Source organism: Mucilaginibacter sp., from assembly GCF_041663085.1.
GTDB lineage: Bacteria > Bacteroidota > Bacteroidia > Sphingobacteriales > Sphingobacteriaceae > Mucilaginibacter.
Genome location: NZ_JBAZRC010000130.1, coordinates 1 through 14,415 on the forward strand (window position 1 = coordinate 1; position 14,415 = coordinate 14,415).

The 14,415-nt window shown below is 41.8% G+C and carries 15 protein-coding genes; 10 read left to right on the forward strand and 5 right to left on the reverse strand.

What is annotated here, in order from left to right; all coding sequences use genetic code 11:
- From WC615_RS18565 to WC615_RS18580, 4 genes are all read left to right on the forward strand, one after another.
- A partial coding sequence (locus WC615_RS18565; RefSeq protein WP_372979560.1) for an acyltransferase family protein occupies positions 1–530 on the forward strand: 530 nt, incomplete at its 5' end.
- 55 nt (positions 531–585) lie between these two features.
- Positions 586–990 carry a hypothetical protein gene (locus WC615_RS18570; protein ID WP_372979561.1) on the forward strand — a complete coding sequence of 135 codons (405 nt, stop codon included), beginning with the start codon at positions 586–588 and terminating at the stop codon, positions 988–990.
- 179 nt (positions 991–1,169) lie between these two features.
- Complete coding sequence (locus tag WC615_RS18575) at positions 1,170–1,607, forward strand: hypothetical protein (protein ID WP_372979562.1); 438 nt, start codon at positions 1,170–1,172, stop codon at positions 1,605–1,607.
- A complete protein-coding gene (locus WC615_RS18580) occupies positions 1,604–1,822 on the forward strand; it encodes a hypothetical protein (protein ID WP_372979563.1) in 219 nt (72 codons plus the stop codon). Before WC615_RS18575 ends, WC615_RS18580 begins: the two co-directional genes overlap by 4 nt.
- Before the next feature lie 44 nt (positions 1,823–1,866).
- Here the strand turns inward: WC615_RS18580 and WC615_RS18585 are convergent, their stop codons facing one another.
- The gene (locus WC615_RS18585; protein WP_372979564.1) at positions 1,867–2,262 is read right to left on the reverse strand and encodes a cupin domain-containing protein; all 396 of its coding nucleotides are present in this window, start codon (positions 2,260–2,262) and stop codon (positions 1,867–1,869) included.
- Between the two features lie 120 nt (positions 2,263–2,382).
- On the opposite strand from WC615_RS18585, the gene WC615_RS18590 reads away from it, so the two are divergent.
- The 3 genes from WC615_RS18590 to WC615_RS18600 all read left to right on the forward strand — a co-directional run bounded on the left by WC615_RS18590 (position 2,383) and on the right by WC615_RS18600 (position 4,387).
- Positions 2,383–2,973 carry a 2OG-Fe(II) oxygenase gene (locus tag WC615_RS18590; RefSeq protein WP_372979565.1) on the forward strand — a complete coding sequence of 197 codons (591 nt, stop codon included), beginning with the start codon at positions 2,383–2,385 and terminating at the stop codon, positions 2,971–2,973.
- 98 nt (positions 2,974–3,071) lie between these two features.
- The gene (locus WC615_RS18595; protein ID WP_372979566.1) at positions 3,072–3,962 is read left to right on the forward strand and encodes a dienelactone hydrolase family protein; all 891 of its coding nucleotides are present in this window, start codon (positions 3,072–3,074) and stop codon (positions 3,960–3,962) included.
- Between the two features lie 83 nt (positions 3,963–4,045).
- Positions 4,046–4,387 carry a HopJ type III effector protein gene (locus WC615_RS18600; RefSeq protein ID WP_372979567.1) on the forward strand — a complete coding sequence of 114 codons (342 nt, stop codon included), beginning with the start codon at positions 4,046–4,048 and terminating at the stop codon, positions 4,385–4,387.
- Positions 4,388–4,558: 171 nt separating this feature from the next.
- Here WC615_RS18600 and WC615_RS18605 read toward each other — a convergent pair whose 3' ends face one another.
- Positions 4,559–5,407: a FlgO family outer membrane protein gene (locus WC615_RS18605; protein ID WP_372979568.1), complete on the reverse strand. Its 849-nt coding sequence runs from the start codon at positions 5,405–5,407 to the stop codon at positions 4,559–4,561.
- Positions 5,408–5,536: 129 nt separating this feature from the next.
- On the opposite strand from WC615_RS18605, the gene WC615_RS18610 reads away from it, so the two are divergent.
- Positions 5,537–8,020 (forward strand): mechanosensitive ion channel family protein, encoded by a 2,484-nt coding sequence (locus tag WC615_RS18610; RefSeq protein ID WP_372979569.1) that lies wholly within the window; start codon positions 5,537–5,539, stop codon positions 8,018–8,020.
- A gap of 44 nt (positions 8,021–8,064) precedes the next feature.
- On the opposite strand, the gene WC615_RS18615 is transcribed toward WC615_RS18610, so the two are convergent.
- Positions 8,065–8,289 carry a hypothetical protein gene (locus WC615_RS18615; protein ID WP_372979570.1) on the reverse strand — a complete coding sequence of 75 codons (225 nt, stop codon included), beginning with the start codon at positions 8,287–8,289 and terminating at the stop codon, positions 8,065–8,067.
- 180 nt (positions 8,290–8,469) lie between these two features.
- Between WC615_RS18615 and WC615_RS18620 the strand changes: the two genes are divergently transcribed.
- Both WC615_RS18620 and WC615_RS18625 read left to right on the forward strand, forming a co-directional pair.
- The gene (locus tag WC615_RS18620; protein ID WP_372979571.1) at positions 8,470–9,480 is read left to right on the forward strand and encodes a phytanoyl-CoA dioxygenase family protein; all 1,011 of its coding nucleotides are present in this window, start codon (positions 8,470–8,472) and stop codon (positions 9,478–9,480) included.
- A 148-nt stretch (positions 9,481–9,628) separates the two neighbouring features.
- Positions 9,629–10,216, forward strand: coding sequence for a hypothetical protein (locus tag WC615_RS18625; RefSeq protein WP_372979572.1), 588 nt, complete (start codon positions 9,629–9,631; stop codon positions 10,214–10,216).
- A 29-nt stretch (positions 10,217–10,245) separates the two neighbouring features.
- Here the strand turns inward: WC615_RS18625 and WC615_RS18630 are convergent, their stop codons facing one another.
- Both WC615_RS18630 and WC615_RS18635 read right to left on the reverse strand, forming a co-directional pair.
- Positions 10,246–12,669 carry an ABC transporter permease gene (locus tag WC615_RS18630; RefSeq protein WP_372979573.1) on the reverse strand — a complete coding sequence of 808 codons (2,424 nt, stop codon included), beginning with the start codon at positions 12,667–12,669 and terminating at the stop codon, positions 10,246–10,248.
- A gap of 154 nt (positions 12,670–12,823) precedes the next feature.
- Positions 12,824–14,323 (reverse strand): hypothetical protein, encoded by a 1,500-nt coding sequence (locus tag WC615_RS18635; RefSeq protein ID WP_372979574.1) that lies wholly within the window; start codon positions 14,321–14,323, stop codon positions 12,824–12,826.
- Positions 14,324–14,415 lie beyond the last annotated feature (92 nt).

Below are 14,415 nucleotides of genomic sequence, written 5' to 3' on the forward strand. Positions count from 1 at the left end.
CCATATTTGCTGCTGTGGTACTTTGTTTTGTTACCTACCATGCAGGCAATATTATGGGCGGCTGGGGCAAGGGTAACTTTTGGGATGGCTGCGCGCGCATTAGTTACTCGTTTTTAGCGGGGCTGCTTATTTACCGCAGGGGCTTTATGGGCATAGCAGTATTGCTTATGCTGGCCTTTTTAATGCCCTTTACAAAATGGAACTGGGTAACCGAGCCATTGGTTGTTTTACTTTATTTCCCGTTATTGGTGGCGTTGGGTGCCGGGGCAACACTTGCGCCGGGGCTAAAAAAGCTTTGTGTGTTTTCGGGCAATATATCATACCCCCTATACATGACCCACTACGCCGTAATATGGATGTTTGCAAATTATTATGTAGCCCATAAGCCCGGCCCCGGGCAACTGGCTGTTATTATTATAATAAGTATGGTGCTTTTGGTTGGTTTGGCTTATTTGGTAATGGTATTTTATGATATTCCGGTACGTAAATATTTAAGTGCGAAAAGAAAACAGGAACTAAGTAAAAAATAATATGCGATTTCCTTTAAACTACCGTTAAGTAACTTGTTATTCATACATTGCATTAATGACCCACTACCTTACCCTTTTAAAAGACTGGATAATTGCCTTAGGCGATAAACACGATGTAGACCCCCTGTTGCTGGGCTGCCTTTATTTAGTGAGTAAATTATCCTTTTTTACTTTTATTGGGCTGCTGTTAAGAAATTTACGGGCAAAGAAACCTATTATTACCGTTGTGCTATTTGCGGCAGTAAGTTTTAGCCTGCCCTATATGTACCTGATCATCGCGGGGCGTAATATCCCGGTATGGGTGTATGTTTTTATTGCATGCATGTTTATTTATGGAGGGTATTCTATCTGGAAAAAGGTTACCGAAAAGCCTGCACTGCAAGTTCCTGATCCCGTAGTGGAAAAACTATTAAGTTTTCTTTTATTGTCGACAGTTTTCCAACCGGAAAACTTCTTATAAAGAAGATCTGCAAAAATAAAGGGTTCCGGACGGGCGCTTTATTTTTTTCTGCAGATTCGTAGTTAATATTATATTCCAACCGTTTTGCGTCGCCGGTTGTCCCTTTTTAACTGATAAAATAAGACAGGGATGTTTCTAGATAAATAAATATATTTGATAGTATCCTAACCATTATTGTCATGAAATTTCGCCTTCTGATTGCGATAGTCGCAACGTTAATAATGTCGTCATGCAACGACGTCGGCCCGATCCAAAAACAACCGATTAAAGAAGCTCCTAAACCATTAACGTATGAGCAAAAGCTTAAAATCCATTTAGATACATTAAAAAGGTTTAATGATACCATTTTTCTTGGATTTACATTGAGAGATAGTAAAAAGAAAACACAGGCTCATATCCAAAAATTAATTAAAGACGGTAAAACAAAAGGTGTGGTAGCGTATACAGTAACCTTATTAGGAAGCTCTGTTATTGTTGGTGGATATCCACACACCTTGTATTTTGAAGGAAAAAAAATGGAAACCGTTTTTAAACCGTTTTATGAGGATGGGAAATTGTATCAAATTGAAATAGCTATGATTGATGGGGGGATTCGGAATATGTGGTTAGGGCGATGAATAAAAAATATGGAGCTGGTGTATCTGTTAAAAAAGAATACACAGAATCATTTAAGTGGATAAAGCATAATACGGAAATAGAGGTAGGACGCGGAAGCTTGTTTACAATAACCTATACCGATTTGGCTAAAAGTAAAGAGCTTATCAGCAAAAGTAAGCGGGAAAAAAATGATGAATTGAAAAAAGGGACAAAGGAAACTTCCGATGCGATATAGTATTAAACTACTAATTTATAGTGGTTTAAATAAGCAATCCGTTACTATTTACCGTATTCCTCATCTGTAACCTGTTCCATCCAATCAACCGGCGAACCGCTTAGCTTTTCCTGTATGGCAATATGGCTCATGGCTGTGGTGGCCGATGCCCCGTGCCAGTGCTTTTCATTGGGCGCAAACCATACTACATCACCCTGCCGTATCTCTTCTATAGGCCCGCCCTCGCGCTGTACACGGCCGCTCCCGGCAGTAACAATAAGTGTTTGGCCAAGCGGATGGGTATGCCACGCAGTACGTGCGCCTGGTTCAAAAGTAACAAGCGCCATAGCCACGCGGGCCGGAGCTGGCGGTGAAAAAAGTGGATCGATGCGCACTGTTCCTGTAAAATATTCTGCGGGGCCTTTACCTGATGCCTGTGAGCCAATACGTTTAATTTCCATACATCTATTTTGATATTCAAAGATATAGATAGGTAACAACAAGGCCGCCGCATTGTTATCTGTTACTATTATATTTTCTCAAACACCTTTCCCGGGTTTATTAAGTGTACCTTACTCCAATTGGAAATCATATTTAACGAACTCATCGACAGTTACCTGGCAACAAACATCGGTACGGTGAAAAACTTTGTCAGCAAAGCACTGGCGGCGCATTTGGTAAATAACATTACCACGCTGCATGCCGGCGATAAACTGCTTGCTGCCGGGACTGGTAACAACCCTTTGGTTAGCCATAATAAACTGATACGAAGCGATAAGATCTACTGGTTAGACCGCATCCACAACGATATTCATGAAAACGACTTTTTTGACCTGATGGACCGCTTTGTGAGTTACCTGAACAGTAGCTGTTATACAGGCATTACCGGCTACGAGTTTCATTATACACTTTACGAAAAGGGAAGTTTTTATAAACGCCACATTGATAATTTTAAACAGAACGGCACCAGGGCATTCTCCATGATCATTTATTTAAATGCCGAAGTTGATGGAGGGGCTCTGCGTATTTACCAGGAAAGTGGGTCGCAGGATATTTCACCAAATGCGGGCAAAAGCGTGTTTTTTAAAAGTACCGAGCTGGAGCATGAGGTTTTGGTAACCCATTTACCAAGAATGAGCATTACCGGCTGGCTAAAGGTAAAGGCCAACTAACAGCCTGTATGCTAAAACATTGCCGGTAGCTACACTGTTACAAATCAGATGCTGTAGCATTGCCGGGAATGATTAAATTTGAGTAAAGCCTTTTTATTATGAGCCAGATAAAAAAAGAAGACATTAAACAGGAAGTTTTTGACCTGTATGACGACTATGCGCACAGCCGCCTAAACAGGCGCACATTTATGGAAAAGCTCTCCTTGTATGCAGTGGGAGGCTTAACCGTACCCGCTTTAATGAGCTTCCTGATGCCCGATTATAAGGGGAACATTCAGGTTAAGGCGGATGACCCGCGTTTAAAATCAGAGTATATTACTTACCCATCGCCAAAAGGTGGCGGGGATATTAAAGGGTTATTATCAAAACCGGATGATGTAAAAGGCAAACTTGGCGGCATCATTGTGGTTCATGAGAACCGGGGGCTGAACCCCTATATTGAAGATGTGGCAAGGCGCGCAGCCCTGGCCGGGTTTATCTCTCTTGCACCAGATGCTTTAACCCCGCTTGGCGGCTACCCGGGAAATGATGATAAGGGCCGCGAAATGCAGGCCACCCGCGATAAAGGAGAAATGGAACAAAATTTTATAGACGCATACAACTACCTTAAAAATCATAAAGACTGTAATGGCAAAGTAGGCGTTGTAGGCTTTTGCTATGGCGGCGGCATTGCCAATATGATGGCCGTTCGCATCCCCGACCTGGCAGCAGCGGTTCCTTTTTATGGAAGCCAGCCCGCTGTAGAGGATGTACCAAAAATTAAAGCGCCATTACTATTGCATTATGCATCGCTTGATACCCGCATTACCGCGGGCTGGCCGGCTTACGAAGCCGCGCTTAAAGCAAATAACAAAAAATACCAGGCTTTTATTTATGAGGGAGCCAACCACGGTTTCCATAACGATACCACGCCACGGTACGACAAAGCCGCCGCAGAGCTTGCCTGGAAACGCACCATTGATTTTTTTAAAGAGAATTTGAAAGGTTAATAAACCAGTATGCTATAAAGGATAAGCAATGCTTATTGCATCTGGAGGCTGTGTTAGTTATTTTCGGCGAAATATAATTTTAGATGGAAGAACAACTAAGAGGCTTAATTACAGGGTTAAAGGAAAACTCGGTAACTTTTAATGATGTTATTGATTTTATCCAGACGCGTTACTGGCACCAACCAACCGCATTTAAAAATGGCGAAGCGTATAACGAGGCAACACAAAACCAGGGTAGTGCTAAAGTATTTGCCTTTGCCCGGCTCAATAATTTAACTGCAGAAGATACGCTTTACCTGTTTGCCGAACATTACCTGTCGGTGCTGGAGAACCCCAATGCTGCAGATCATCAAAATATAAGGCAATTTATAGCACATGGCTGGCCGGGGGTAGTTTTTGAGGGAGAAGCCTTGATGGTGAAATAACAAATCTCAGATTCCGACACTTTTTACCATTTATGGGAAAACAGATTAAATACAAAAGCCTCAAATTGAAAAATTTGAGGCTTTTTAGAAACTTAAAACCGATAGTTTCGCATCCGATTTTCGTGGAAAATTTATTACCTGTTTTATTATACCGCGTAATTTAGCTTAAGCTTACTTTTTGTAAAGCGGGCATCTTTTCAGCAAATATTCAAGCGGGCTGCTGTATGATCCGTCGGTATTTGTCCAGAAGGCTTTATGGCTTTGATTATAAATGCTGGCATTGGTATCCATATAAATATGCAGGCTTACGGCCACTTCATAGCGTTGAGCAGCATTGCTGTAATTAGAGCCATAGGTTGATACTCCTTTTACGTCTTTATCACCATCGCGTTTAACGGTTGTATTTGAACTGCCGCTTGTGCTGCTGGTTTGCATACCCTTGGTTTGCATAACAGTGCCATCAATTACATATTCAACCCCCAGTATATCGCAGATCTCTTTCATGGTGAAGCCCATCATTTTATCCCTGGTGGCCCCGGCCTTAACCAGTAAGGCATTGGTTGTGCGCGGGTCTAAAATAGTATAACCGGCAGAGTGCTGGGATAGCATAGTGTATGTATCCTCCTGGGCCTTATAGCCAATTTGCTCAGCCCCCGGTTGGTTATCCAGTAAATAGGTAAAAGGCAGTATGGCTATTTTGTTATGGTGGTCAACAGGGGTGGCCGTCATGCTTACGGCATCCTTTTGCCTGTCTTGCGCAGGCACTGAAGGCTGACTGATCATCTCTACCCTGCCGCTTGAATGGGTGATCTTTAGGATGTCCGATTTTTTGATGGTATATTCCAGTGTCTCGCCCTGGTAAATAAACGTAACATCGGTATCAGTTATCCGTGTTACCTTCCCTTTCATTTCGTCGCCGTTGGTCTTTAAAATAACATCCTGCTTAGCAGCAGTCTTGGTTTGCGCAAACGAACAAAGCGAAATTAAACAGGTAATAATAAGTAAATAAACTTTTTTCATAGGGGTGTGTGGTTTGTTATATCAAATATAAGTGTTTCAATAAATATTTCGTACAAGGCAATATTATATTTGATTTCAATATAATATCTATTAATTTTATAATATCTACACGGGCAGTAATCTTTATTTATGATAAAAACAGCCGCATATTGTCTGCTCATTTCGTTTGCATGTACGCTTATCGGCCTGCCATCATATGCCCAAAAAAAGGATGCAGTAATAAAAGATACAGCGGCAGCCAGGATAGACTTTGTGACCAAAATGCAATTATTTGCAAAGGCCGAAGCCAAAAAAAGTGCTGATGAGTTTAATGCAGATAAAGCAGTAATTGCGCAAAACAAGATCTTAGAAGAAATAAAAAAGACAATACAGAAAGCAAAAATCTATCTTAAAACAGGGGTTGATACTGTAGGGATTAAGGCACAATTGGCGTTAATAATAAAAGATTATGAAGTAGCCGGAGACGGCGTATTTACAAATAAAGGCACAGCGCAAACATTCAGAAACCTTACCGCAACCTCTAAAATACTTACCGAATTGTTGAACAAGGCAACTGCCCGCAAAGCCAGGCTCGATCTGCATCACCATACACTTAGCACATTCAGGTACGAGTTAGATTCGCTTTCAAGTATACCGTCATTATTTAAATTCCCTACAGACTCGGCAGTTCTTACAAAGTATCTACAGCAATTAGTGGTTGTTGCTTACGAGGTGCATCCCGTTGATAGTGCCCTTAAACAAGCCAATGGAAATATACAGACGTTGCTTAACAAAGTAAACCTGGAGGTGTTTAAACTACAAACCAGGCTTGAAGAAATTGAACTATATCAACGGCAAATGGCAGGGAATACGTTCAAAAGAGAATTTGATAACATTTGGGGAAGGGTTGGCTATTACAGGCCGTTTGATCAGATCCTTTCACAGGCAAAAGCCAAGGCCATACTCACGCTGTCGTTTTATGTACAAAACAATAGTGGCAAACTGATAATAATGGCGCTTTTAGTAATAGTAGCCTTTATCTATTTACGATCATTAAAAAGTATTTATATAGAAAACAAGCTGCTGGATGCCAGCTTTGAAGGTCAACTTGTGCTTAGGTATCCGCTGTTATCGGCAATACTCATCGTTGTTAACCTTTTTCAGTTTGTTTTTTTCTCGCCTCCCTTTATTTTAAGTGTTATTATCTGGGCGATAGGCTGCATTTGCCTGACCATATTGTTTAAAAACTTTATCACTAAATATTGGATAAATGTTTGGCTTATTATGGTGGCGCTTTTTATGGCAGCAACAATTGATAACCTGATATTACAGGCAACCCGAGTCGAGCGGTGGGTCATGCTAATCATTTCTATATCGGGAGTTATTGTCGGCACCCTTGTAATTTTAAAGGGCCGCATAAATGAACTTCGCGAAAAGTGGATATTAATATCAATTGGTTTTATGGCGGTACTTGAAGTGTTTTCTGCACTTGCAAATATATTGGGGCGGTACAATCTGTCTAAAGCATTGATGATAGCCGGCTTTTTAAATGTTATTATTTCCATCCTTTTCTTGTGGACGGTAAGGCTGATTAACGAGGGGCTATTCCTGGCGTTTAATGTATATCGGCAGCAGGATCGCAAACTTTTTTACCTGAACTTTGATAAAGTTGGTAAAAAAGCACCGGCGTTATTTTATGTATTGCTGGTTATTGGCTGGATGGTCCTCTTCGGGCGTAACTTTGCCGGGTTTGAATTTATTGCCAAGCCACTCAGGGAGTTCTTTAGCCGGGAGCGCACCCTTGGCGATTATACCTTTAGCATCAATACCCTGGTGTTATTTATTGTTATTATGGCTGTTTCGGTTATTATTTCAAAAGTAGTATCCTATTTTGCTTCGGATAAGCACCTTTCTTCTGATAAAGACAGGGATGGTAAAGGGGGGGTTGGCAGCTGGTTATTGCTCATTCGCATTACCATTCTCAGCATTGGCTTATTTTTGGCTATTGCGGCAGCCGGCATCCCTATGGATAGGATAACCATTGTTTTAGGCGCGTTGGGGGTGGGTATTGGTTTTGGCTTACAAACGCTTGTGAACAATTTAGTAAGCGGGCTTATTATCGCTTTTGAAAAGCCGGTTAACGTTGGCGATATAGTTGATGTTGACGGGCAAGGCGGCACCATGAAATCCATCGGTTTTAGGAGCAGTGTAATTGCTACCTGGGATGGCGCTGATGTAGTGATGCCTAACGGCGATCTGCTAAACTCTCATTTAACCAACTGGTCGCTTGGTGGTAACCGTAAGCGGATGTCTGTTATGGTTGGCGTGGCATACAACTCCGACCTCGAAAAAACGAAACAGATCTTGAACGAGATCTTAAACGCCGACGATCGCATCAGTAAGCACAAGGGGCCGGTTGTACAATACGAACAGTTTAATAACAGCGCTATTGATATCAAGATACAGTTTTGGCCAAAGAATATTAATGAGGCCCACGCCATCCGCAGCGATATTATTATGGCCATTACCACTGCATTTAGGGTGAATGGCATTGTAATACCGTACCCACAGCAGGATGTATATTATCATCACCCGGATAAGACGAATGAGGGAGATGGCATTAGTGGGGTTTAACGCGACGAGTACCTACCCTTTTTTATTTGAATAATCCGCAAGGGTTAAAAGCGGGTATGGTTTTTATATTTATTTCTGATATCGTTACGAAGGCACAGGGCAAAAATGATCAGGGCAAAAATAATTAAAAGAGTTACTATAAGCACCATTATAGACGATGTGCAACAGGCCAGGATATGATAGAATAAATAGCCAAATAAGCCAATGCCGGTTGTTAGTAATATTGCAATAAAGATATACAACAATAATGCGTTTAATTTAGGGGTCATAAGGTTAAATATAATAGGATCGCACCTGCAATCTATTACAATACGAACCGGGCATTAAAAACGCTACCATAGTGCAAAATCTTTGCTGTATACAAAGTGTACAAAAACATTCAGATAATAATTGAATTATTCTGCTTATAATTATATGTGGTAATTATTCAAACCTTATCTATTTAAATAATGAATCCTGAGATGGTTTTGCCCTCGCCGCACGAAACGGGGAAGCTAAAAATTAAACAGTTAAAAAGATTTTGGCAGGCAACCCAGCTTAATCGTAGTGGCAAGGCAGGTACGATATTACAGGATGAATGGCAACTCAATAAAGTACTGTTAGGGGCACTTAGCTTAGGCCTCGAACAAACGATTACACATATCTATCAAAACGCCCTCTCATTCGAGGATTTTGAAGATTGGATAATTGATACTGCAGGCATACCCGATAGCGACACCCTTGATCGTTTTAACAGGATATTTGATAGTGAAGAAGCTCAAGCCTGGGCTACAGCCCCTGTTCTCTCAGCCGAAGATCTGTTGTTTTTTGAAAAAAACGGTTACTTGTTAATTAAGAACGCTGTACCGGAAGATGATTGCAAACAAGCCATTAACGTTATTTGCGATTTTTTGGGGATTAAGCAAGACCAGCCAGATACCTGGTACAAGCCAAACCCCGCCCGCCAGGGTATTATGGTGCAGTTGTTTCAGCATCCAATATTAACCAAAAACCGCAGCTCGTATAAGATACGCGGGGCGTTTGAGCAACTGTGGCAAACAAAGAATATTTGGATGAATAATGACCGGGTGGGTTTTAACCCGCCGGAAACCGAAAGCTGGAAATTCCCGGGCCCGGACCTTCATTGGGATTGTAGCCTCGAACTTCCAATTCCCTTTGGCTTGCAGGGTATTTTATATCTTAGTGATACAGCAGCTAACCAGGGCGCTTTTACATTGGTACCCGGGTTTCAGCATCGTATAGAAAGTTGGCTTAACTCGTTGCCGGCCGGTGCCGACCCGCGACAGCAGGACCTGCATGCACTTGGCAGCAAGCCCCTTACAGGCAAAACAGGCGATTTCATTATATGGCAACAGGCGCTGCTGCACGGAAGCAGCCCCAACACCTCAACACAGCCACGCTTTGTACAATATATCAATTATCAACCAGTTCGCTTTACAGAACACACCAATTGGCTATAGATGGCTTTTATGCCAAATGGTTGAACCAAAAACACTGCCCGGCCTCCTTATACTTTTACATCCGCTTAAAAGCGAGTTAATAATGCCACTGAAATATTAATATCAAACCAACCAGACAGTAATGGGTTCTATGTAAATAACACAATCTATGCAGTATTTCAAAGAGATCAATAATTTTTTGAGTAGTTCGTCTTTTTTCTATACCATTGCCATTGGCCTGGATAGTCATTATAGCTATGTGAGTGATAATTACAATCGTAACTTTGCGCTATCAGAAAAATCATTGCTGGGCAAGCACTTCTCTACTACCATGCATCCCGATGATGTCGCAATCTGCGCGGAGGCGGGCATGAAGTGCTTTCAAAAACCGGGCATTCTTATTCCTGCAACATTGCGTAAGCATGATGGTGAAGGAGGCTTTGTTATTACCCAATGGGAAATGCAGGGGATATTTAGTGAGAAAAACGAACCTGAGGGTGTTTTTTGCATTGGCTATAATATCACCGAACTGGTTTCTGCTCAAACCGAGATTGAAACTAAAAACATGAAGCTATCCGAAATTAGCTTTATACAGTCACATGGGGTAAGGAAACCTTTAGCCAATATTATAGGCATTTCCTATCTTTTAGCAGATATGGAAGTTAGGCCGGATGTGCGTCAACTCCATGACAAACTCATTACCAGCGCAAATGAACTTGATATGGTAATTAAAGAAATTGCTCACAAAGCGGAATAGTATTACAAATACAGTCTCACCCGAATATATCACTCATCGCGCAGGGTTTTTACAGGGTTTGTAAGCGCCGCCTTATAGGTAAGATAAATAGTTGCCGAAAATGATATAAGCATTAATATTACAACCGGCACTACAAATTGCCACCAGGTTATTTGTACTTTAAATGCGTAGCCTTGCAGCCATTGATAAATAAGTACCCCTGCTACAGGCAAGGCAACCACGCTTGCCGCGAGTATAAGCTTTAACAGATCGTTTGTTAAAAGTTGTATAATGCTTTGGGCCGATGCACCCAATACCTTACGAACGCCGATCTCTTTTTTGCGCCTGGCGGTTGAGTAGGCTGTTAAACCAAACAGGCCCAGGCAGGCAATTACTATCGCCATAGATGAGAAGAGCATAAACACCTGCCCGAAATGTATATCCTGCTCGTATTGCTTGGCATAAAAATCATCCAGGAAAAAATAATCAAAGGATGAATCAGGAAAAAAATCAGTCCATAACTTACTGAGGGTTTGATTAGATGCCTCCATTTGCGCCTGATCTATCTGCACAGATATATACTTGAGTGGTACCCAGGTAAGTTTAGGGTCCATAAAAAGTACGGTTGCGGTATAGGCCTCTTTTAATGATTGCTGGTGATAATCCTTTACCACCCCAATTACCTCATTGGGTTCTTTATCTAAAGATTCTATCCAGATTTTTTTGCCAACAGCATCCTGGGGCGATTTAAACCCGAATTGTTTAACCGCCGCTTCGTTAAGTATCACTTTTGTGGAGTCGCCGGTATTGGCGCTATCGTAGCTTCGGCCGGTAATAAGCTGTAATTGATACATCTTCATGAAATCGAAATCAACCCGCAACATCTCGTAAGTCCGTTCGTCAGATTTTGAGGTGCCGTATCTGCGGCAGGCCGCCGCCATACCAACCTGCTTGCCGGGTACCGCGCCCGATACACTAATTGCCTTTACGCCCGCAACATTCGTAGCGCTATTTTTAAAGCTGTTAACTTTTTGTATGTAATTGTCTGTATTAGAGGGGGCTTTTATAACTACAGTCTGTTTTAAGTTTATCCCGGTTTCCTGACTGCTCATATACGATAGCTGCCTGTAAACAGCAAACGTGCCTGCCAACAACAGCAGTGATGCCGCGAATTGAAAAGACACCATTGCCTTACGCAACCACACGCCACTTTTTGAAAACGCAAACCGGCCTTTGAGCACCTTAATAGGTTGCAACCGTGACAATACAGTTGCCGGGTAAACGCCCGATAGCAATATGCTGCCCATAAAAACAAGGGCAACTTTGATAAGCAGGTTGTCATCTACCAATAAACGGTAGGTTTGGGTATCGCCCGATATTTGCTGCAGCAGGTAGCTGATAAATATTACCAGCAACGCAGCAACGCCAAGCGATATCAGGTTAATGATAAATGATTCTATAAAAAATTGAAGTATAAGTTGAGAGGTGTGAGCCCCGTTAACTTTTCTTATCCCGATCTCGCGCGCCCTGTCAACAGACTTTGTAGTAGCCAGGTTAATATAATTGATACAGGCAATAAGCAAGATGCCGTACGCCATTATTGCCAGGAAGTTTACAGCCCGTCTGTTGCCCTTCGTTTCCATTTCATAAGGTTTCGCAGTATTCAGGTGGATCTCGGCAAGGGGCACCAGTTTTACACTCCATTTAAGTTCCTTTAAAGGGGCCTCAGTTTTAAAACGCTCGGCAAGCGCCGGAAATTTTTGTTCGATGCTGGCTGCTGTTGCACCCGGCTTGAGTTTTAAAAAGGTATAATTTTCATGCTGGTACCAAAATTCTTTGATCCAGGCAGGTGATGTGGCCCACGATACCAGCATATTAAATTGCAGCGTTGAATTAGCCGGCAGATCTTTAAATACACCGGTAACCATACAGTTGTAACTGTTAAACCTCGACGATAACTGCATCATTTTCCCCATGGCAGCATCTGCATTGCCAAAGTATTTTTTTGCCTCGGATGCTGATATGACCACGCTGTTAACATCTTTTAATGCCGATGACGCATCGCCTTTAAGCAGCGGTAGCCCGAAAAAAGAAACAAAATTACTATCGGCAAAACACACGCGCTGCTCGCGGTATTTTACATTTTGGTAGCGCACTACACGTTCGTTATCATTCCAGCTAATGCGGGCATAACTGGCTATCCCCGGCAGGTTATCATACATGGCCTTTGCGTAACCGTTGGTGGCGGTTGCCCAGCTATCGGTAAGCTCCCCCGACCTGTAAAACTGGCTTTCCACACGGTAAATGTTGTTACCGCCGGGGTACATTTTATCAAAACTCTTCTCGAAATGTACGTATGCGCTTATCACAATAAATGCGGCAAGCCCTAAACTTAAACCAACCACATTAATTAATGTGTAAGACCTGTTTTTGATCAGATTGCGATAGGTAACCAGAAGCAGATTGCGTAGCATAGCGTGCGTTTTTTCGCTAATCTAACGATTTAGGTTTTCAGATAAACGCAAAAAAGCCTCAAACGTTTCTATTCAGGGCTTTTGTAGTCATTGTATATCTATGGTAACCGGCATGTAGCAACTGCAATGCATATTCATTATACTTAGCTACATATTATTGCACATAGTTGTTATCCTGTATAAGTGTCAGCACAACTTTACAAGCCGTTTCTTTCTCCCAGCGCGCTATTAACCAGGCAATAAAGCTCAACGTGAAGATATCGTTATTTTCAGCCTTGCTAAGCAGGGTTAAAACCTCCCTTCTATACGCCGAATCAAAAGCCACATCGGGTTTTAGCAGATATTTTTCAACCAACCTCAGATATGATAACACGCGTTCTTCTGACGTTTTCAGCAGATATTTCTTATAGCGGCGCCGGAAGCTTATTATCCGGGACATGGCAAGCTCGATGTTAGAGAACTGTGCATGGACCAGAATTTCCATCAGATTTTTTCGAATGGCCCATAACATGCCCATTCTTTTTTCGTACCAGGTATCGGTGCGCGTTAGTAATTTCAGATGCTTCAAACTTCCCCGGTCATTACACAGGGCTAAAAACATGGTCAGGCATATTCGTAAATCCTCTACATCTTCCGGCTTAGACGTATGCTTTGTATGGGAGAGTGACTCCTGCAATAGCAGGATCGCATCGCCGGCAAAGCCCGTAAAGAACAGGTTGAGCGCAGATAGTAACTGATAGCGTAAATAAAACAACGTATAATAACGATTGTCCGTCGCCATTAGATCCATCATTTCCTTAAGATAGGAGGCACTCTTTGCAAAATCTTTTCGCCGTAAATGAAAGTTTGCTAAATAATACAAGATGGATATATGGTAAAAAAGATAAGCCGGCTTTTTATCCGCCTGGTTTATAAATTGATTCGTCCGGGTGATATAACGCTCTATCAACCCATAATTCTGCTGTATCGCCGCGTATTCATTCGCAATGAAAAGAATTTGATAAATGGACTTATAGGTCATCAGGTCCTGTTCGGAAATTTTGTATTTCCGGATCGTCGTTAGCATCAGGGTGGTTAAATTAACGATCTTCCCTTTCAGGTGTATCTCCTGCAACTCCTGCCTTAAAAAGGCATAGGCCATATTGAGTTTGGCCTCGCGTAACATATGCGCCTGGTTCCCCAGAAATCGCGATGTTAAAGTATCAAGGTCTTCAGCTCCCGGCAGATGGGCATACTGCAGTTTTAACAGCAAAATCTCGTTCAGCAGGTTAAACTGCTCCAAATGCTCGGCCAGCCGCTCGGCCTTATCTAAACATTTAAATGCTATCTTAAATACATCATTTTCTAATAAAAAACGCCCTACTACCACCAGGCGCAACGCCTCATAGGTTTCAGAACTGTTGCTTTCAAAGGCTTTCTGAGATAAAAACAGCAGTAAATTATCCTGCAGCCTTTTACGTAAAGCATAGTATGCATCATTGTTTTTATCCGGTTCGTAAAGCTTTTTTAAGCCATTTATATCGTCAGTTTCTATCAAATCAAGTAACTGCAAATTTTTCACATCGCCTCTTTTGTTTTTCCGCTGTAAAAACTTCCTGAAAAGCCTCTTATCGACAGTGTTGAGTAATTTGATTAACTCCTGAATTGAGTCCATAAGGATATATTATATGCATATAAAAGTATGATTTTCAGAAAATATATCGTCAGTAATTTTCAAATTCTGCTTTTTACAGGTCTGTTATACAA

Bases quoted from the DNA above. Each gene is read 5' to 3' on its own strand.
- WC615_RS18595 (WP_372979566.1), top strand. From the start codon at position 3,072: ATGAGCCAGATAAAAAAAGAAGACATTAAACAGGAAGTTTTTGACCTG.
- WC615_RS18615 (WP_372979570.1), bottom strand. From the start codon at position 8,289: ATGACCCCTAAATTAAACGCATTATTGTTGTATATCTTTATTGCAATA.
- WC615_RS18630 (WP_372979573.1), bottom strand. From the start codon at position 12,669: ATGCTACGCAATCTGCTTCTGGTTACCTATCGCAATCTGATCAAAAAC.
- WC615_RS18585 (WP_372979564.1), bottom strand. From the start codon at position 2,262: ATGGAAATTAAACGTATTGGCTCACAGGCATCAGGTAAAGGCCCCGCA.
- WC615_RS18600 (WP_372979567.1), top strand. From the start codon at position 4,046: ATGGAAGAACAACTAAGAGGCTTAATTACAGGGTTAAAGGAAAACTCG.
- WC615_RS18610 (WP_372979569.1), top strand. From the start codon at position 5,537: ATGATAAAAACAGCCGCATATTGTCTGCTCATTTCGTTTGCATGTACG.
- WC615_RS18570 (WP_372979561.1), top strand. From the start codon at position 586: ATGACCCACTACCTTACCCTTTTAAAAGACTGGATAATTGCCTTAGGC.
- WC615_RS18605 (WP_372979568.1), bottom strand. From the start codon at position 5,407: ATGAAAAAAGTTTATTTACTTATTATTACCTGTTTAATTTCGCTTTGT.
- WC615_RS18625 (WP_372979572.1), top strand. From the start codon at position 9,629: ATGCAGTATTTCAAAGAGATCAATAATTTTTTGAGTAGTTCGTCTTTT.
- WC615_RS18575 (WP_372979562.1), top strand. From the start codon at position 1,170: ATGAAATTTCGCCTTCTGATTGCGATAGTCGCAACGTTAATAATGTCG.
- WC615_RS18620 (WP_372979571.1), top strand. From the start codon at position 8,470: ATGAATCCTGAGATGGTTTTGCCCTCGCCGCACGAAACGGGGAAGCTA.
- WC615_RS18635 (WP_372979574.1), bottom strand. From the start codon at position 14,323: ATGGACTCAATTCAGGAGTTAATCAAATTACTCAACACTGTCGATAAG.
- WC615_RS18580 (WP_372979563.1), top strand. From the start codon at position 1,604: ATGAATAAAAAATATGGAGCTGGTGTATCTGTTAAAAAAGAATACACA.